The following is an 18,038-nucleotide window of genomic DNA, read 5'->3' as shown; positions in this document are numbered from 1 at the left end:
ACATGCAGGCACCCAAGATCGTGAACGACCTCGTCGAGCGCATCGGGAAGGCGAAGGAGCTCGACGGCATCGTCGAGAAGGTGAGCGGATGGGTCGCGGCCGTCACGAAGGCCGCTCCCGTCAAGAACGCGCTGTCGGGCTCGTGGCTCGGCCACCAGCTGCATCCCGTCCTGACAGACCTGCCGATCGGCGCATGGGGCGCGGCGACGGCCCTCGACCTCCTCGGGGGCGAGGACAGCGCGGAGGCCTCGCGCAAGCTCGTCGGACTCGGCCTGGTCGCCTCGGCGCCGACGGCGCTCGCCGGCGCGGCGGACTGGTCCGACACGTACGGACCCGACAAGCGGGTCGGCCTCGTGCACGCGGCGACGAACGGCACGGCCTCCGTGCTGCAGGCGGCATCGTGGTTGGCGCGCCGACGCGGCCACCGGGGCGTCGGCGTCGCGCTGAGTCTCGTCGCGGTGAGCGTCACGCTGGCGTCGGCCTACCTCGGCGGGCACCTGTCCTACGTCAAGGGCATCGGCGTCAACCACACCGCGTTCCAGAAGACGACCCGGAAGTGGAACGACGTCGCGGCCGACGACGAGATCCGCGAGGGCGAGCTCAACAGGGTGACGGTCGGCGACACGCCGCTTCTCCTCGTGCGCCAGCGCGGCGAGCTCCACGCGCTCTCGGCCACCTGCACGCACGCGGGCGGGCCGCTCGACGAGGGCAAGCTCGACCCGAGCGGCTGCGTCACGTGCCCGTGGCACGGAAGCCGCTTCCGTCTCGATGACGGCAGCGTCGATCGCGGCCCCGCGAGCGTGCCGCAGCCGCGCTGGGAGGTGCGGGTCGACGACGGCCGCGTGCTCGTGCGCGCGGCCTGATCGGACGGATGGCGATGGCCGACATCGATCGCCCCGGCGCCGGGGAGTGGGTTCCCGAGGGGGCAGATCTGGACGGCCTTCGGCAGGCTGCCGAGACGTGCCGCGGCTGCGAGCTGTGGGAGGACGCGACGCAGGTCGTGTTCTCGCGCGGCTCGCCCGCGGCGCGTCTCATGCTCGTGGGGGAGCAGCCGGGTGACCGCGAGGACCTCGAGGGGGAGCCCTTCGTCGGCCCGGCGGGCCGCGTCCTCGCGGACGCCCTCGACGCCGCGAGCGTGCCGGATGAGGATGTCTACCGCACGAACGCGGTCAAGCACTTCCGCTTCGAGCGACGCGGCAAGCGGCGCATCCACGAGAAGCCCGCCGTCGGCCATCTCACCGCCTGCCGACCGTGGCTCGAGGCCGAGATCGCCCTCGTTCGGCCATCCGCCATCGTGGCGCTCGGCGCGACCGCCGCGCGGTCGGTTCTCGGCGCCCCCGTGAAGATCGGCGAGGCACGCGGCACGGTGCTCGAGTCGGCGGACGCCTCGGCGACGCCGACGATCGTGACCGCGCACCCGTCGAGCCTGCTGCGCATCCGCGAGGCGACGGATCGGCAGACGGCCTTCGATCACCTCGTCGACGATCTGCGGACCGCTGCCCGGATCGCTCACGGATGACCCTTCCCCGATCGCTCTCGACGACATATCGTTGAGTATCGTTCGAGATGAAGGAGACGATCATGAGCGGTTCGTTCCCGGCCGGCGGCTTCGGCGGCGGCAACCCCCTCGAGGGCATGTGGCAGATGATGGAGCAGCTGCGCTCGTCGTTCGACAAGCGCGGCGGCACGCGGATGGGGCGCGGCGACGTGCGCGCGGCCGTGCTCGTGCTCCTCGCTGAGCAGCCGATGCACGGCTACCAGATCATCCGCGAGATCGAGGAGCGCACGGGCGGCAGCTGGAAGCCCAGCGCCGGCTCGGTGTATCCCACCCTGCAGCTCCTCGCCGACGAGGGACTCGTGCGCGCCGAGGAGTCGGGCGGCCGCAAGACGTACGTGATGACCGACGCCGGCCGCGAGGAGGCCGCGCGCGCCTCCGTCCCGTGGGGGTCGCCGTCCGAGGGCGCGGAGCGCCCGGCGTTCACGGCGCTGCCGAAGGCCGGTCTCGAGCTCGCGCAGGCCGCGGCCCAGGTCGGCCGCACCGGCACGCCCGAGCAGGTGCAGCAGGCGGTGGACGTGCTCGACGAGGCACGGCGCCGGCTGTACGCGATCCTGGCGCAGGACTGAGCGGGGTGGCGGCCGCCGGCGCGTCGGGTGCGCCCGTGGACGACGTCTCCCGAGCGCGCTACCGTCGCATCCTTCGCTTCGCGGCGCGGAACCTCGCGATCGAGTGGTGGTACGAGCTCGTGCTGCCGCGCATCGGCCTCGCGGGCGTCGCCGAGCGCACGAGGACGCAGCGTCTCACGCGCTTCGCGCGGCGCTTCCACGCGCTCGCCGTCGAGCTCGGCGGGCTCATGATCAAGGTGGGGCAGTTCATGTCGTCGCGCCTCGATGTGCTCCCGCCCGAGATCACCTCCGAGCTCGAGGGCCTGCAGGACGAGGTGCCGCCCGTGGCCTTCGCCGACGTCCGCGCGCTCGCGGAAGCCGAGCTGGGCATCCCGCTCGACCGTGCGTTCGCGGCTGTGGACGAGACCCCGATCGCGGCCGCGTCGCTCGGACAGGCGCACCGCGCGCGCCCTGCCGCGGCCGACGCGGCCGAGACGGGCATCCACGGCGTCGTCCTCAAGGTGCAGCGCCCCGGCATCGATGCTGTCGTCGACACCGACCTCGCGGCGCTCCGGCGGGTCGCGGGATGGCTGCGCCGCGTCCGCGTCGTCCGCGAGCGGGTCGACATGCCCGCGCTCATCGAGGAGTTCGCCCAGACGTGCCGCGAGGAGATCGACTATCTCCACGAGGCCGCCGCCTCCGAGCGCTTCGCCGAGGACCTCGCGGGCGACGCCCGCGTGGCGGTGCCGGCCGTGCTCTGGGAGCGCACGACGCGCCGCGTCCTCGCCCTGGAGGACGTCACCGCGATCAAGATCACCGACGCCGACGGACTGCGCGCGGCGGGCATCGACCCGGCCGAGGTCGCGCCCGTGTTCGCCTCGGTCATGTTCGACCAGCTCTTCGTGCACGGGTACTTCCACGCCGATCCGCACCCCGGCAACATCTTCGTGACGCCGACGGGCGGCGGCTCGTGGCGGCTCACCTTCATCGACTTCGGGATGATGGGCGAGGTCCCGCCGAGCACCCGCGCGGGGCTGCGCAAGGCGCTCATCGCCGCGGCGGCTCGCGACGGCCGCGGTCTCGTCGACGCGATCCGGTCGGTCGGCGCCCTCCTGCCCTCCGCGGATGTCGCCGAGCTCGAGCGCGCGCTCGCTGCGCTCTTCGCCCGCTTCGGCGGGATGGGGTTCGCCGAGCTGCGCGAGGTGGATCCGCGTGAGTTTCGCGACTTCGCGGCGGAGTTCGGCGATCTCGCCCGTGCGATGCCGTTCCAGCTGCCAGAGAACTTCCTGCTCGTCGTGCGCGCCATGTCGCTGACCTCCGGGGTGTGCAGCGCGCTCGACCCGCGCTTCAACCTGTGGGACTCGGTCGAGCCGTACGCCGCGCAGCTGCTGCGCGACGAGGGCGGCAACGTCGTGCAGGATGTCGCCAAGGAGGCGCTCGACGCCGCAGGCCTCGCGCTGCGCCTGCCGAAGCGGCTCGACGGCCTCATCGGGAGGATCGAGGACGGCTCCGTCGAGGTGTCGACCCCGCGGCTGGATCGGCGCCTGTCGCGGCTCGAGAACCTCGCGCGGCGGCTGGGCTCCGCGATCGTGTTCAGCGCGCTTCTCATCGCCGGGGCGATCCTGCACGCGGGCGACGCGGCGCTCGGCGGCTGGCTCATGGCGGCCTCCGCGCTCCCGCTCCTGCACGCCGTGTTCGCGCGCGGGCGCTGAGTCGGCATCCAGACGGGTTCCTAGACTGGGTCCGTGCCGATCACCTCGACGATCCTCGATGTCGCGTCGCGGCATCCCGAGCGGACGGCGATCGCGGGGGAGGGCGAGCGGCTCTCGTACGCCGAGCTCGTCGAGGACTCGCGGCGCGTGTTCGCGGTCGTCGACGCGCTCCACGGCGCCCAGGACCATCCGCCCGCCCCGGCGCGCGAGACGGAGGGCATCCCGATCACGGCCGTCAGCGTCACCTCGGCCTTCCACACGGCGCGCCTCGTCGCGGGGCTCGCGGGGCACCGATCCGTCTCCGCCGTCATCGACCCGCGCTGGCCGCTCGCGCATCGCGTGCGCGTCGTCGTCGCGACCGGGATCGGCGTCGTCGTGAGCGACGATCCCGCGCTCGCCGCCGCGCTCGCGGAGGCCGGCTGGAGAGGCGTCGTCCTCTCGCTCGACGACGTCCGGCGCCGAGAGGCGGAGACGCGGCCGGCCGCGCCGCCCGCCGTGCGCGACGCGGACGAGCCGTTCCTCATGCTCTTCTCCTCAGGCACGACGAGCGACCCGAAGGCGTTCCTCAAGACCCGCCGGCAGTATCGCGAGAACGTCGCCGTGTCGAGCGCCCATCTCGAGCCGCTGCCCGGCGTCGCGACGCTCGCGCCGGGCCCCGTCTCGTACAGCCTCACGCTCTACGCCGTGATCGAGTGCCTGGCGACGGGCGGCAGCGTGCACCTCGCCGACGCGTTCGACCCCCTCGACGCGACCCGGCGCATCCGCGACGAGCACATCACGCGCGTCGTCGCGGTCCCTGCGGTCGTCGAGGCGCTCACCGCCGCGGCTCGGCGGGATCCCGACCGACTCGCGTCGCTCGACCTCGTCGTGACCGGGGGCGCGAACCTGCCGGCGCGCATCCGCGCGGGCCTCGCCTCGGCGCTCCCGCACGTGCGCCTGATCAGCTACTACGGCGCGGCGGAGATCGGCTTCATCGGCGACAGCCGCGGCGGCGACGGCACGCTCATCGACGTCTACGACGGGATCGCCGTGCGGGTCCGCGGCGCCGACGGCGTCGACCTGCCCGACGGCGAGCCCGGCACCCTGTGGGTGCGCGCCGCCGCGTGCTCCGACGGCTACGTCTCGGGCACGACCGACGCCGTGCTGCGCGATGCGTCGGGGTGGGCCACGGTCCACGATCAGGCGCGGATCATCGGCGGCCGTCTCGAGCTCATCGGGCGCGCCGGAGACATCGCGGTGACCGGGGGCCACAAGGTCGCGCTGCCCGACGTCGAGCGGGCGTTCGACGGGATGGCCGGGGTCGGGGCGACCTGTGCGGTCGCCCTGCCCGACGGGCGCCTCGGGACGGCCGTCGCCCTCATCCTCGAGGGCGACGCACCCGACAAGGCGGCGCTCCTGGCGCACGCGCGCTCGCACCTCGCCCCCCAGTTCGTGCCGCGCCGCTGGTACCGGGTCGCTCGCCTGCCGCGGACCGTCGGCGGCAAGATCCGGCGTGCCGAGGCGACGGAGCTCGTCGTGCGCGGAGAGGCGGAGCGCCTGTGAGCCGCCGCGTCGTGATCACGGGAGCCGGCGCCGTCACGCCGAGCGGCATCGGCGTCCCCGCGATGTGGCGGGCGGTCGCCGACGGCCGCAGCGCCATCCGCGTGCTCGACGGGCCGGAGTTCGCCGAGCTCCCCGTCCGCATCGGGGGCCAGGTGCGCGACTTCGATGCATCCGACCTCCTCGAGCCCGGCCTCGCGCGGCGCCTCAGCGCCGTGCTCCAGTGGGCTGTCGCCGCAGGAGACGAGGCGATCGACGACGCGGATGCGCGCGGCATGCTCGGCGGCCGCGTCGATGTCATCGCCGCGACCGGCTCGGGGCCGGTCGACGCCATGCAGCGCGCGACGAGAGCGCTGGATGCCCGCGGGCCGCGGGCGGTCCCGCTCGCTCTCGCGATGCACGGCGCGCCCGACGCGGCGGCCGCTCTGCTCAGCCAGAGGCACGGCCTCACCGGAGCCGCCTCGGGGGTCTCGGCCACGTGCGCGAGCGGCGCCGTCGCGATCGGCGAGGGCATGCGCCGCATCCGGCACGGGTACGCCGACGCCGTGCTCGTCGTGGGGATGGAGGACTGCCTCGGACCCGTGAACCTCGCCTCGAACGCCAACCTGCGCGCGCTCGCGACGGGATACGAGGACGACCCGTCGGCGGCATCGCGGCCGTTCGACCGCGGGCGAACGGGCTTCGTCATGTCGCAGGGCGCCGCGGCCGTGCTGCTCGAGTCGGCCCACGGCGCGCGGGCTCGCGGTGCCCGTGCGATCGCCGAGGTCGCGGGATTCGGCGCATCGAGCGATGCGCACCATCCCACCGCCCCGCGCCCCGACGGCGCAGGCGCGGCGGCCGCGATCCGCGCCTGCCTCGATGACGCAGGCGCGACAGCCGAGCGGGTGCAGCACGTGAACGCGCACGGCACGGGCACACCCGCGGGCGACGCGGCCGAGCTCGCGGCGCTCGAGGCCGCCCTCGGCGCCCGCGCCCGCGCCATCCCCATCAGCGCGACGAAGTCGTCGACCGGGCATCTGCTCGGCGCGGCGGGCGTCGTGGAGGCGATCATCGCGGCGCTGAGCATCCGCGACGGCATCCTGCCGCCCACGCTCAATCTCGACGACCCCGAGCCCGGATGGGACGTGGTCGCCGGCACGGCGCGGCGCGCTGACGTCGCCGCCGTGCTGTCGACGTCGTTCGGCTTCGGCGGGCACAACGGCGCGCTGCTCATCGCGCGCGGAGAGGAGACACATGGACCGGGAACGCAGGCATGCTGAGCTCGCCGAGCGGTACCTCCCCGACGATCTGCTCGAGCGGTTCCGGGAGCGCGCCGCCGTGTACGACCGGGAGAACCGCTTCTTCGACGAGGACCTCGAGGAGCTGCGCGCAGTCGGCTATCTGACGCTGTTCGTCCCCGAGGAGCTCGGCGGGGCCGGCCTCGGCCTCGGCGACGTCTCCCGGCTGCAGCAGCGTCTCGCCGGGGCGGCTCCGGCCACGGCGCTCGCGATCAACATGCACCTCATGTGCACGGGCGTCGTCCAGGCGCTGCTCGCGCGCGGCGACCGGTCGCTGGCGTGGGTGCTCGAGGAGGCCATGGCGGGCGAGATCTTCGCGTTCGGCATCAGCGAGCCGTCGAACGACTGGGTGCTTCAGGGGTCGAACACCGTCGCAGAGCCCGACGGCGACGGCGGGTACCGCCTCACGGGCGTCAAGATCTTCACGTCGCTCTCGCCCGTGTGGACGCGCCTCATCGTGCACGGACGCGACGGCTCCGTTCCCGACGACCCCGTGCTCGTGTACGGCTTCGTCGACCGCGACGCGCCCGGCATCACGGTCTCCGACCAGTGGGACGTGCTCGGCATGCGCGCGTCGCAGAGCCGTGCGACCATCCTCGACGGCGTGCCGCTCCGCGCCGACCGGGTGGCTCGCCGGATCCCGGCGGGACGCCATCCCGACCTCCTCGTGTTCGCGATCACGAGCACGTTCCAGCTGCTCGTCGGGTCGGTCTACGCGGGCATCGCACGCCGCGCGCTCGAGCTGGGGGCCGAAGCGCTGAAGCGGCGGCGCTCGGCGAAGACCGGCACGACGTTCGCCGAGGTGCCCGAGGCGCGCGTGCGCCTCGCCGATGCGCACATGGCGTACCTCGCGGTGCCCGCGCAGCTCGAGGCCTACACGCGCGACTTCGACGAGCTCGTCGAGCACGGCGCCGGATGGCCGCTGCGGCTCGTGAGCGCGCGGCTCAACGCGTCGCACGCGGCGCGCAGGGCCGCGGAGACCGCCCTCCTGTGCGCGGGCGGCAGCGGCTTCGACAACGGCAGCGAGCTCAGCCGCCTGTACCGCGACGCGACGGCGGGCCTCTTCCATCCGCCGAGCGCGGATGCCGCGCGGCCCATGTACGCGGCCGCCCTCCTCGACGACGACTGAGCATCACGCGCGCCTATGATCGGCAGAGGAACGGCATCGAGCGCGGGGGAGACAGCCATGCGGCGGACGACGGTCGAGAGCGAGCCCCGTGGGCCGATCGAGGCGAGGCTCGTGGGCTGGCGCATCCGCCCGTTCACCTTCGGTCTCTTCGGGGCGCTCGGCGTGCTCGTCGCGCTGCTCATCGGGTCGCTCGTGGACAAGCTCGCCACGGTCCTCGTGTACATCGGGATCGCGCTGTTCCTCGCGCTCGGTCTCGATCCGGTCGTCCGCGCGATCGAGCGGCGGCTCCCGCGCCCGGCCGCGGTCGCGATCGTCGTGGCCGGCGTGCTGCTCGCGTTCGCCGGCATCGTGCTCGCGATCGTCCCCGTGCTCGTGCAGCAGGTGACGAACCTCATCGACAACGGGCCGCAGATGGTGAGCGACGTCATGGCCAGCGACTGGTACCGGCAGCTGAGCGCGCAGTTCGGGTCGTCGTTCGAGGACGCGGCAGGGCAGGCGCTGAGCTTCCTCCAGGATCCGGCCAACCTCACCCAGATCGGCGGAGGCATCGTCGCGGTCGGAGCCGGCATCGCGGGCGGCGTCACGGGCATGACGATCGTGCTCATCCTCACGCTCTACTTCATGGCATCGCTGCGCGGCATGAAGCGCCTCGCGGCGCGCTTCGTTCCCGCCTACCAGCGGGCGCGCTTCACCGAGGTGCTCGAGGAGATCTCGAGTGCGGTCGGCCGCTACGTGATCGGCCAGGCGAGCCTCGCGCTCATCAACGGCGTGCTCAGCCTCATCGTGCTGAGCATCATCGGGGCGCCCATGCCGGCGCTCCTCGCGCTCATCGCGTTCATCGGCTCGCTCATCCCGCTCGTCGGAACGCTCAGCGCGTCGATCGTCAACTCGCTCATCTGCCTGATCGCCTCGCCGGTGACGGCGCTCATCGCGTTCGGGTACTACCTCGTCTACATGCAGATCGAGGCGTACGTGCTGAGTCCGCGCATCATGAGCAAGGCTGTCGCCGTGCCGGGCGCGATCGTCGTCATCGCCGCCGTCGCGGGCGGTGCCCTCGGCGGCGTGCTGGGCGCGCTCGTCGCGATCCCGGTGGCGGCGAGCATCATCATCATCGTGCAGAAGGTGATCTTCCCGTCGCAGGACGCCAAGCGGCTCCCGCCGGCGAAGGTCTGACGAGGGCCCGCGATAACGCGCGCGCGGTCGCGGATCAAGCCCCTCGGCGCGGACCGCGTCGTCGCGCAGAGTGGACGGGTACCGACACCCGGCTCCGACAGGAGGACCCCATGGACGCGAACGACAGCCGCCTGACCGACGACCCCGACGCCATCCGCCCTGTCCGGGATGCGGAGGCGACCGCGTACGCGGACCCGTCCGCCGATCCTGCGCAGGCGGAGTGGGAGCAGACCGAGGCGCGCGATGCGGGGGAGGGCGCGAGCGAGGAGACGGCGACCGGCCGTGACCCCGACGAGATCCCGGCGGACGACGACGAGATCCCGGCGGCCGACCTCCCCGTGAGCGACGTGCAGCCGGAGACGCAGGACGAGGATCCGGTCGTCGCCGAGCTCGGCGAGGACGGGGAGGGCGATCTCGCCGCCGAAGACCTCTGAATCGGCGCGCCGCCTCCGCTCCCGAGAATCGGGGGAATGGCGATCGGCGGGTGCAGAACTCCAGCGTCCGGTGCGCTGAACATGACACTCGTGCGGATATCGCCGGAGCTGCCCGAGATTCCTTCTCCTGAGGCCCGCAAGCGCTGGATTTCCGCGCTTGCGGGCCCATCCTCTGCGTGCGTAGGATCCAGGCGATCCCGCACTGGAGGACCCGCCATGACCGAACCCATCGGACCCGTCGACGCATCCGTCGTCCCCCGCTTCGCGGGCATCGCCACCTTCGCGCGCCTCCCGCGCATCGACGAAGTGGACCGAGCCGACATCGCCGTCGTGGGCGTTCCGTTCGACAGCGGTGTGAGCTACCGCCCCGGCGCCCGGTTCGGTCCCGCTCACGTCCGCGAGGCGTCCCGTCTGCTGCGGCCGTTCAATCCCGCGCAGGGCGTCTCGCCGTTCGCCGCTCAGCAGGTCGCCGACGCGGGCGACATCGCGGCGAACCCGTTCGACATCGACGACGCGGTCCGCGCGATCGACGAAGCAGCGACGGCGCTGCGCGCAGGAGGAACGCGCCTCGTGACGATCGGCGGCGACCACACGATCGCGCTTCCGCTTCTGCGCTCCGTCGCGCGCGACCACGGACCGGTCGCGGTGCTGCACTTCGACGCCCACCTCGACACGTGGGACACCTACTTCGGCGCGCCCGTCACGCACGGCACGCCCTTCCGTCGCGCGAGCGAGGAGGGGCTCATCGACCAGACCGCGAGCATGCACGTCGGAACGCGCGGCCCCCTGTACGGGCAGTCCGACCTCGTCGACGACGAGCGCCTCGGCTTCGCGATCGTGACGAGCGAGCAGATCGAGGAGGACGGCGTCGAGCGCGCGATCGAGCGGATCCGCACCCGGATCGGCGACGCGCCGCTCTACATCTCGATCGACATCGACGTGCTCGATCCCGCGCATGCCCCGGGCACGGGGACGCCCGAGGCCGGCGGCCTCACCTCGCGCGAGCTCCTGCGCATCCTGCGCGCCCTCGCCGACAAGCGCATCGTCGGAGCCGACGTCGTCGAGGTCGCGCCGGCCTACGACCACGCGCAGCTCACGGCCGTCGCGGCGTCGCACGTCGCGTACGAGCTCATCAGCGCGATGGCGCCCCGGGTCGAGCGATGAGCGTCCGCACGCCCGGCGAGGACGAGGTCGCGGCGGCGGCCGCCGCCATCGTCGACGCGTTCGCCGCGACCGACACCCGGCGCTACTTCGCGCGCTTCGCACCCGACGCCTCGTTCGTGTTCCACACCGAGGCCGCGCGGCTCGACGACCGGGCGTCGTACGAGATCCTGTGGAGGTCGTGGACCGAATCGGGATGGCGCGTGCTGTCGTGCGCGTCGTCGGACGCGCTCGTGCAGACCTACCCCGGCGGTGCGGTCTTCAGCCACACGGTGGCGACCCGGGTCGACACCGGCGCCGGCGAGGAGGCGTACCGCGAGCGCGAGAGCATCGTCTTCCGCGTCGACGGCGATCGCCTCGTCGCGATCCACGAGCACCTGTCACCCCTTCCTCCCGGCCACTGAGCCGCACCCCGAGGAGACGCCGATGTCATCCGAACGCCGTCGAGAGACCCCCGCCGACGCGACCGGCCCCGTCACGGGCACGCTCGCGGTCCGGCGTGTCGGGATGATCTGGCTCGCCGCCAACCTCGTCGTGACGACTCTTCTGACAGGCACGCTGTTCGTGCCAGGGATCGACTACGGCGGCGCGCTTCTCATGATCGTGATCGGCACGCTCGCGGGCGTGGCCGTGCTCGCGGCCGTCGGCAACATCGGCACACGCACCGGCCTGCCGACGATGGCGCTGACACGCGGCGCGTTCGGCACCCGCGGCAGCCTGCTGCCGCTCGCGGCGAACGTGTTCGTGCTCATGGGATGGAGCTGGGTGCAGGCCATGCTCGCGGGGGTGACGGTCGACGCGCTCGTCGCGCAGCTCACGGGCTTCTCGAACCCGGTCCTGTTCTCGGTGCTGTGCCAGGCGATCGTCGTCGTCCTCGCGATCTTCGGCCACGAGGGCATCGCCCGGGTCGAGCCGTGGCTCGCGGTGCTCATGCTCATCGTCATCGGGTGGATGTTCGCGCAGGCGTTCACGGCGTTCCCTCCGGCGGACTACTTCGCGCTCGAGCCGACCGGCGAGCTCACCCACGTGTTCGTGCTCGACATGGTCATCGCGACGGCGATCTCGTGGACCGTGCTGTCGGCCGATGTGAACCGGCTCGCGCGGACCTCGCGTGCGGGCGTCGTCGGCTCGGTCGCGGGCTACGCGACCTCGACGATCGTGTCGATGTCGCTCGGAGCGACCGCATTCGCGTACATCCTCCTGTCGGGTGGCGACGGGGCGCCGTTCGACCCGACCGCGCTCGTGACGGCGTTCGGGGCGCCGATCGCGGTGGTGATCTTCATCTCGGTCATGGCGACGAACACGATGGTCGTGTACGGGATGACGACGTCGGTCATGAACTCCCTGCCCGGCTGGCAGCCGCGCTTCCTCCCCACCGCGCTCATCCTCGGCGCGTTCTCGATCGCGGGCTCGACGTGGCTCGCGCTGCTCGACCAGTTCACGACGTTCCTCACGGTCATCGGCGCGTTCTTCGTGCCGGTGTTCGCGATCATGATCGTGGACTACTACGTCATCCGGCGCGGGTCGTACAACGCCGACATCCTCCGCAGCTCGGGCGGCCGCTACTGGTTCGCGAAGGGGGTGAACCCGATCGCGATCATCGCCTGGGTCGTCGGCGCGCTCGTGTCCTACCTCCTCACCTATGTCTGGCCGAGTCCGATCGGCGCGACCGCCGCCGCGTTCGCCGTGACATTCGCGGTGTACCTCGTCCCGATGCTCCCCGTCCGGCGTCGCGCGCGTGCCGAGCGCAGCGTGCACCTCGCCGAGCAGTCGCTGGAGGGCTGAGGCCTCAGCGCGCGGCGGGCCGCAGCGTCCGCGCGTAGTCCTCCTTGAGCACCGCGAGGTGCAGCCACGACTCCATCCGCGCGACGCCAGGGAGCGTGCGGAGTCGTTCGAGGCTCGCGTACAGCGCGCCCGCCGTCGGCTCCACGAGCGTCGCGACCGCGTCGAAGCGGCCCAGCGTGCGAGCGGCGAAGTCGACGCCGCGCCACTCGCGCAGCGCGTCGATCACGGCGTCGTCCTCCCCGGAGAGGTTGAGCCCGACCCCCATCGACAGCTGCCGGTGCGCAAGGCCCCGCGCCTCGACGGCGCTGATCTTGATGACACCGCCCGCGATGAGGCGCTGCACGCGCGTCGTGACCGCGGAGGGGGAGAGGCGGACCGCCTCGCCGAGTGCGCGATAGCTCATGCGGCCGTCGCGCTGCAGCATCTCGATCAGGGACATGTCGATGTCGTCGATCACGAGGTCGCCCTGATAGTCCGAGACGAAGAAGCCCTTCACGACCGTCGAGTAGATCAGGGTGCTGATGTCCACGACGCCGCTGAGCCCGCGGATGCGCGCGAGCAGCTCGTGGAGGGTCGCCATGGAGCCGACCCGCACCTCGGTGACGAGATCGTGCGAGCCGCCCACGGCTGAGACGAGCACGGTCTCGGGGAGCCCGCGCAGATGCTCGGCGATGGGCTGCACGGAGCCATCGGCCCGCACCGAGACGTGCGCGAGCACGTGCTGACCGAGGAAGGCGGGATCGACCGCGGCGACGACGCGCACGGTGCCGTCGGCGAGCATCGCGCGGAGCCGTGTCGAGACGGCCGCGCGGGACTGCCCGAGCCTCAGCGCGAGGGAGTGGATGCTCGCACGCCCGTCCTCCTGCAGCGCCCGAACGAGGTCGGCTTCGAAGTCCATCCCGTCTCCGATCCGCGAGATTCCGTGGAACGCGCGTCGACGCGCGCAGAAGTGAAGTCTACTCGCGATTCAAGGAGACACCGCGAGCGGATCTGCGCGTTCCTCGAATCGGAACATCGGCGACAGCGAGATTCTCCTGGAGTTCTGGCCTTGCTCCGCCTGCCGGCCGCTCGTAGCATCCGATGCAACCCGATACCCCCGCAAAGGAGCGGCCACCATGACTTCCACGCACAGCAGAGCGCGGCGCGCCGGCTTCGCCGCGTTCGTCGGCACCACGATCGAGTGGTACGACTTCTACGTCTACGCGACCGCCGCCGCCCTCGTCTTCGGACCGCTGTTCTTCCCAAGCGACGACCCGCTCGCCGAGACAGCGGCCGCCTTCGCGACGTTCGCCGTCGCCTTCCTCGTCCGTCCGCTGGGCGGCATCGTCTTCGGCCACATCGGAGACAAGCTGGGCCGCCGTGTCTCCCTCGTGATCACCCTCCTCCTCATGGGCGTCGCGACCGTGCTCGTCGGCTGCCTGCCGACGTACGCCGACATCGGCATCGCCGCGCCGATCCTCCTCATCGCCCTGCGCGCGCTGCAGGGGCTGGCCGTCGGCGGCGAGTGGGGCGGCGCCGTCCTGATGAGCGTCGAGCACGCGCCCGAGAAGTCGAAGACCTTCTACGGGGGCTTCACGCAGCTCGGCAACCCCGCCGGTGCGCTGCTCGCGTCCGGCGTCTTCGCGATCATGTCGCGCGGTGGCGAGACCTTCATCATCGACGGCGGATGGCGCATCCCGTTCATCGCGTCGATCGTGCTCATCGGGGTGGGGCTGTGGGTCCGCTACCGCGTCGAGGAGTCGCCGGTCTTCGCCTCGAAGGTCGAGGGGCGCAAGCAGTCCATGCCGCTCGCGTTCGCGCTGCGTGCCAACTGGCTGCCGATCCTCCTCGGCATCGGCCTGCTGCCGATCTCGACCGGCGGCTACTACCTCGCGACGACGTTCGCCACGGCATACGCGACCGGCGAGACGGTCGCGCTCAGCGAGCAGCTGATCCTCGACGCGATGACCGTGGCGTCGTTCGTCGAGTTCCTCGTGACGCTCCCCATCGCGTGGCTGGGCGACCGCTGGGGGCGCAAGAACATCATGTACATCGGCCTGGTCACCTCCGTGCTCACGTTCGCGCCCTTCCTGCTCGTCATGCCGGGGCGGATCGAGCCGGCCGTCTTCCTCCTGGCCTCGCTCGTGCGCGTCGCGATGAGCGCGACGTACGCTCCGATCGCCGCGATCCTCGCGCAGATGTTCCGCCCTCAGGCGCGCTACACGTCGATCGCGCTCGCCTATGGCGTGGGCGCGGCGGTCTGGGCAGGGTTCTCGCCCTGGTTCGCGACGCAGCTCATCGCGTGGACCGGCAGCGTCTGGTCGGTGATCGCGATGTTCACCGGGATGGCCGTGCTCGCGGGCATCTGCACGCGGCTCGCTCCCCAGCACTCCGACGAGGCGCCGGTCACGGCGTCCTTCACGCCCCGCACCGACACGAGGACGAACCGACTCCCATGAGGAAGCTGACCCCCTTCGACCGACCCGCTCAGACCGCGCCGCGGATGATCGTCGCGCGTGCGATCCACACGGTCGACGCCCGCGACACGACCGCGACGGCGATGCTCATCGATCGCGGCCGGATCCTCGCCGTCGGCGACCGCGAGACTTGCGCGGCGGCCGCGCACGCGCTCGGCCTCGATCCGGAGACCGTCGACCTCGGCGACGGCGTCGTCGTGCCGGGCTTCGTCGACGCGCACGCGCATCCGCTCATGTACGGGCAGATGATGACGTGGGTGGACTGCGGGCCCGAGAAGGCGGGCAGCATCCCCGAGATCGTCGCGCTGCTCCGCGCCGCGGCGGAGGGCCTCCCCGAGGGGCGTCCCGTCCGCGGCTACGGGTACGAGCACCGCAACCTCGCCGAGCGCCGTCACCCGACCCGCTTCGAGCTCGACGAGGTGTCGACCGAGCGCGAGGTCTACCTCATGAACGCCTCGGGCCACGGCGGCGTCGTCAACAGCGTGACGCTCGAGCGCGCGGGCGTCGACCGCGGCACGCCCGACCCCGAGGGCGGCGTGTTCTTCCGCGACGCAGACGGCGAGCTCACGGGCGAGCTGTCCGACGCGGCCTGCAACATCCTCACCGGGGTGCACGGCGTGAAGATCGGCCATCACGGACCGAACTTCCACCTCGCCGACGAGCCGGAGGAGCACCTGCGCCAGCTCGATGTCGCGACCCGCCGGTTCCTCGAGGGCGGTGTGACCGCGATCGGCGACGCCCAGGTCTCGCGTCGCGAGTTCGACATGTACCTGCGCCTCGCCGAGGCCGGGCGGCTCGAGCTGCGCGTGTCGATGTACCTGCTCTCGCACCTCCTCGACGAGGCACTCGAGATGGGGCTCGTCGGCGCGTTCGGCAACGCGCACCTGAGCTTCGCCGGCATCAAGCTCTACGCCGACGGCACGCTCGGCGGATGGACGGCGTACTTCCCCGACGGGTACGTGGGCGACCCGTGCCGCACGGGCCAGCTCTACCACGAGCCCGCCGAGTACGCAGAGCTCATCCGCCGCGCACACGCCGCGGGCCTGCAGACCGCCACGCATGCGCAGTCGCCGACCGCGATCGAGATGGTCGTGTCGGCGATCGAGGCGGCGCTCGCCGAGCGCCCCGATCCCGACGCCCGCCATCGGATCGAGCACTGCGGCCTGCCGACGGCCGACCAGATCCGCCGGATGGCTGCAGCGGGCATCCGGCCGGTGAACCAGACGCAGCACTACTACAACTGGGGTGAGGGCGTCGAGGAGGCCATCGGAACCCCGGGGGAGCGGTTCAACCCGCTGGGCGAGTTCGAGGCCGCCGGCGTGCCGATCACGATCTCGTCGGATGCGCCGGTCGCCGAGCCGATCCCGCTCGAGGCGATCCAGACGGCCGTGACGCGGGTGACGCGGCGCGGGTGCCGTCTCGGCCCCGACGACCTGTGCGTGTCCGCGCGCGCGGCGCTGCGCGCCCACACCTACGAAGGTGCGGTGTCGCTCGGGCGGGAGGACGATCTCGGCTCGCTCGAGGTCGGGAAGTGCGCGGACTTCGCCGTGCTGAGCGAAGACCCGCTCGCGGTCGAGCCCGAGCGCATCGCCGCCATCCGGGTCAGGGAGACGTGGATCGGCGGCGAGCGCCGTCACCGCGCGGAGGTCGGCTCGTGACCGGGGCGCACGGCGCGGACACCGCGGGGCGTGCGGTGCTCGAGACGATCCGCGCCTACGGCGTCACGGCCGTCTTCGGCATCCCCGGCACGCACAACCTCGAGCTCTACCGCCCGCTGGCCGATCTCGGCATCCGCGTCGTCACGAATCGCCATGAGCAGGGCTCGGGCTACGGGGCGGACGGCTGGGCGCAGCTGACGGGGATGCCGGGCGTCGTCATCACGACCTCGGGGCCCGGTCTGCAGAACGCCATGAGCGCGATCGGCACGGCGTTCTGCGAGTCCCGCCCGCTGCTCGTGCTGTCGCCCGGGGTCGCGCGCGGAGACGAGTTCCGCGACGTCGGCACGCTCCACGAGACCAAGGATGCGAGCGCCATGGTCGGTGCGATCGCGGAGTGGTCGCGCCGCGTCGAGAGCGCGGCTGAGGCCGTGGACGCCGTGCACGACGCCTTCGCGCTCTTCCGCACGGCGCGGCCGCGCCCCGTGCACATCGAGATCCCGCTCGACGTGCTCGAGGCGCCGGCCGAGGTGCCGGTCGCCGCACGGGCGCCGCGCGAGCTCCGCCCGGCGGCACGGCCGGACGCGACCGCCGTCGCCCGTGCTGTCGCGCTTCTCGAGGGCGCCCGGCGCCCCGTGATCGTCGCCGGCGGGGGCGCCACGCGCGCCGCGACGCAGGTGACGGCGCTCGCCGAGCGCCTCGGCGCTCCGGTGCTGACGACCCTCAACGGCAAGGGGACGGTCGACGAGCACCACCCCCTGTCGCTCGGCTCGAACCTGCGACTCGCGTCGGCGCGCGCGGTCGCGGAGGACGCAGACGTGCTCGTCGTGCTCGGCTCGAAGCTCGGCGAGGCCGAGCTGTGGGCTCCCGCACTCGCCGCACGCGGCCGGGTCATCCGCATCGACATCTCGGCCGCGCAGGTGCACAAGAACCTCGAGGCGACGGTCGGGATCGTGGGCGACTGCCGGGCCGTCCTCGACGCGCTGCTCGCCGAGCTCGCGATCCGGACGCGCCCCGCGCCGGACCTCGCCGACGCGCGCGCGGCCATCCTCGCGGAGACGCGTGAGGCCCTCCCGGAGACCGTCGCGCTCGCCGAGGCCATCGCGCGAGCCCTGCCCCACGACGCGGTCGTCGCAGGCGACTCGTCGCAGATCGTCTACATGGCGCTCGCGAACGTGCTCCGCCAGGCGCGCCCGCATTCGCTGCTCTACACGCCGACCTACGCGACGCTCGGATACGGACTCCCGGCCGCGATCGGCGCCCGGGTCGCCCAGACCGAGCGGCCCGTCGTCGCCGTCCTGGGCGACGGCGCGCTCATGTTCTGCGTCAACGAGCTCATGACCGCGGTCGAGCAGCGGCTCGACCTCGTCGTCGTGTGCGTCGACAACGGCGGCTACGCGGAGATCCGGCAGAACGAGATCGACCGGGGCATCGCGCCGATCGGCGTCGATCTCGTCCAGCCGGACTGGGCTGCGCTCGCGGATGCCTTCGGCGCGCGGGGCGTGCGCGTCGAGCGACGGGGCGACATCGGCACCGCGATCGGCGAGGCGGTCGAGGCCGGAGGCGTCCGGCTCGTCCACATCCCACAGGGTGCGATGGCGATCGGATGAGTCC

16 protein-coding genes are annotated in these 18,038 nt (G+C 72.6%); 15 read left to right on the top strand and 1 reads right to left on the bottom strand.

The window, feature by feature from the left end:
- Positions 1–2: 2 nt before the first annotated feature.
- From PKE79_RS08955 to PKE79_RS08900, 12 genes are all read left to right on the top strand, one after another.
- A complete protein-coding gene (locus tag PKE79_RS08955) occupies positions 3–863 on the top strand; it encodes a Rieske (2Fe-2S) protein (RefSeq protein ID WP_271173349.1) in 861 nt (286 codons plus the stop codon).
- A gap of 14 nt (positions 864–877) precedes the next feature.
- Positions 878–1,519 carry a UdgX family uracil-DNA binding protein gene (locus tag PKE79_RS08950; protein WP_271173348.1) on the top strand — a complete coding sequence of 214 codons (642 nt, stop codon included), beginning with the start codon at positions 878–880 and terminating at the stop codon, positions 1,517–1,519.
- Positions 1,520–1,581: 62 nt separating this feature from the next.
- Entirely contained in the window at positions 1,582–2,124 is a 543-nt protein-coding gene (locus PKE79_RS08945) for a PadR family transcriptional regulator (protein ID WP_271173347.1), read from the top strand.
- 35 nt (positions 2,125–2,159) lie between these two features.
- Complete coding sequence (locus PKE79_RS08940) at positions 2,160–3,815, top strand: ABC1 kinase family protein (protein WP_271173346.1); 1,656 nt, start codon at positions 2,160–2,162, stop codon at positions 3,813–3,815.
- A gap of 33 nt (positions 3,816–3,848) precedes the next feature.
- Positions 3,849–5,357: a class I adenylate-forming enzyme family protein gene (locus PKE79_RS08935; RefSeq protein WP_271173345.1), complete on the top strand. Its 1,509-nt coding sequence runs from the start codon at positions 3,849–3,851 to the stop codon at positions 5,355–5,357.
- Positions 5,354–6,613 (top strand): beta-ketoacyl-[acyl-carrier-protein] synthase family protein, encoded by a 1,260-nt coding sequence (locus PKE79_RS08930; RefSeq protein WP_271173344.1) that lies wholly within the window; start codon positions 5,354–5,356, stop codon positions 6,611–6,613. Before PKE79_RS08935 ends, PKE79_RS08930 begins: the two co-directional genes overlap by 4 nt.
- The gene (locus tag PKE79_RS08925) at positions 6,588–7,760 is read left to right on the top strand and encodes an acyl-CoA dehydrogenase family protein (RefSeq protein WP_271173343.1); all 1,173 of its coding nucleotides are present in this window, start codon (positions 6,588–6,590) and stop codon (positions 7,758–7,760) included. Before PKE79_RS08930 ends, PKE79_RS08925 begins: the two co-directional genes overlap by 26 nt.
- A 57-nt stretch (positions 7,761–7,817) precedes the next feature.
- Positions 7,818–8,933 (top strand): AI-2E family transporter, encoded by a 1,116-nt coding sequence (locus tag PKE79_RS08920; RefSeq protein ID WP_271173342.1) that lies wholly within the window; start codon positions 7,818–7,820, stop codon positions 8,931–8,933.
- 110 nt (positions 8,934–9,043) lie between these two features.
- Positions 9,044–9,367, top strand: a complete 324-nt coding sequence (locus PKE79_RS08915) for a sugar ABC transporter ATPase (protein ID WP_271173341.1) — start codon at positions 9,044–9,046, stop codon at positions 9,365–9,367.
- Between the two features lie 216 nt (positions 9,368–9,583).
- Positions 9,584–10,531: an agmatinase gene (speB, locus tag PKE79_RS08910; RefSeq protein ID WP_271173340.1), complete on the top strand. Its 948-nt coding sequence runs from the start codon at positions 9,584–9,586 to the stop codon at positions 10,529–10,531.
- Positions 10,528–10,932, top strand: coding sequence for a nuclear transport factor 2 family protein (locus tag PKE79_RS08905; protein WP_271173339.1), 405 nt, complete (start codon positions 10,528–10,530; stop codon positions 10,930–10,932). The genes speB and PKE79_RS08905 overlap by 4 nt, the downstream gene beginning before the upstream one ends.
- 22 nt (positions 10,933–10,954) lie before the next feature.
- Positions 10,955–12,313, top strand: coding sequence for a purine-cytosine permease family protein (locus tag PKE79_RS08900; RefSeq protein WP_271173338.1), 1,359 nt, complete (start codon positions 10,955–10,957; stop codon positions 12,311–12,313).
- A 4-nt stretch (positions 12,314–12,317) separates the two neighbouring features.
- On the opposite strand, the gene PKE79_RS08895 is transcribed toward PKE79_RS08900, so the two are convergent.
- Positions 12,318–13,211 carry an Lrp/AsnC family transcriptional regulator gene (locus tag PKE79_RS08895; protein ID WP_271173337.1) on the bottom strand — a complete coding sequence of 298 codons (894 nt, stop codon included), beginning with the start codon at positions 13,209–13,211 and terminating at the stop codon, positions 12,318–12,320.
- A 217-nt stretch (positions 13,212–13,428) separates the two neighbouring features.
- Between PKE79_RS08895 and PKE79_RS08890 the strand changes: the two genes are divergently transcribed.
- Genes PKE79_RS08890 through PKE79_RS08880 form a run of 3 tightly spaced genes read left to right on the top strand, consistent with a single transcriptional unit; the run spans position 13,429 to position 18,034 of the window.
- Positions 13,429–14,751: an MFS transporter gene (locus PKE79_RS08890; RefSeq protein ID WP_271173336.1), complete on the top strand. Its 1,323-nt coding sequence runs from the start codon at positions 13,429–13,431 to the stop codon at positions 14,749–14,751.
- Positions 14,748–16,427, top strand: coding sequence for an amidohydrolase (locus PKE79_RS08885; RefSeq protein ID WP_271173335.1), 1,680 nt, complete (start codon positions 14,748–14,750; stop codon positions 16,425–16,427). The genes PKE79_RS08890 and PKE79_RS08885 overlap by 4 nt, the downstream gene beginning before the upstream one ends.
- Positions 16,424–18,034 carry a thiamine pyrophosphate-binding protein gene (locus PKE79_RS08880; protein ID WP_271173334.1) on the top strand — a complete coding sequence of 537 codons (1,611 nt, stop codon included), beginning with the start codon at positions 16,424–16,426 and terminating at the stop codon, positions 18,032–18,034. Before PKE79_RS08885 ends, PKE79_RS08880 begins: the two co-directional genes overlap by 4 nt.
- Positions 18,035–18,038 lie beyond the last annotated feature (4 nt).

The sequence above is a fragment of the Microbacterium barkeri genome (genome assembly GCF_027921765.1).
In the GTDB taxonomy this organism is placed as follows: Bacteria; Actinomycetota; Actinomycetes; order Actinomycetales; family Microbacteriaceae; genus Microbacterium; species Microbacterium barkeri.
Note: the sequence above shows the minus strand (reverse complement) of the source record. Positions and strands in the feature narration are given on the sequence as shown.

Excerpts from the sequence above, each read along its gene's own strand:
- PKE79_RS08955 (WP_271173349.1), top strand. The coding sequence starts at position 3 with ATGCAGGCACCCAAGATCGTGAACGACCTCGTCGAGCGCATCGGGAAG.
- PKE79_RS08950 (WP_271173348.1), top strand. The coding sequence starts at position 878 with ATGGCCGACATCGATCGCCCCGGCGCCGGGGAGTGGGTTCCCGAGGGG.
- PKE79_RS08945 (WP_271173347.1), top strand. The coding sequence starts at position 1,582 with ATGAGCGGTTCGTTCCCGGCCGGCGGCTTCGGCGGCGGCAACCCCCTC.
- PKE79_RS08925 (WP_271173343.1), top strand. The coding sequence starts at position 6,588 with ATGGACCGGGAACGCAGGCATGCTGAGCTCGCCGAGCGGTACCTCCCC.
- PKE79_RS08920 (WP_271173342.1), top strand. The coding sequence starts at position 7,818 with ATGCGGCGGACGACGGTCGAGAGCGAGCCCCGTGGGCCGATCGAGGCG.
- PKE79_RS08915 (WP_271173341.1), top strand. The coding sequence starts at position 9,044 with ATGGACGCGAACGACAGCCGCCTGACCGACGACCCCGACGCCATCCGC.
- speB (WP_271173340.1), top strand. The coding sequence starts at position 9,584 with ATGACCGAACCCATCGGACCCGTCGACGCATCCGTCGTCCCCCGCTTC.
- PKE79_RS08905 (WP_271173339.1), top strand. The coding sequence starts at position 10,528 with ATGAGCGTCCGCACGCCCGGCGAGGACGAGGTCGCGGCGGCGGCCGCC.
- PKE79_RS08900 (WP_271173338.1), top strand. The coding sequence starts at position 10,955 with ATGTCATCCGAACGCCGTCGAGAGACCCCCGCCGACGCGACCGGCCCC.
- PKE79_RS08895 (WP_271173337.1), bottom strand. The coding sequence starts at position 13,211 with ATGGACTTCGAAGCCGACCTCGTTCGGGCGCTGCAGGAGGACGGGCGT.
- PKE79_RS08890 (WP_271173336.1), top strand. The coding sequence starts at position 13,429 with ATGACTTCCACGCACAGCAGAGCGCGGCGCGCCGGCTTCGCCGCGTTC.
- PKE79_RS08885 (WP_271173335.1), top strand. The coding sequence starts at position 14,748 with ATGAGGAAGCTGACCCCCTTCGACCGACCCGCTCAGACCGCGCCGCGG.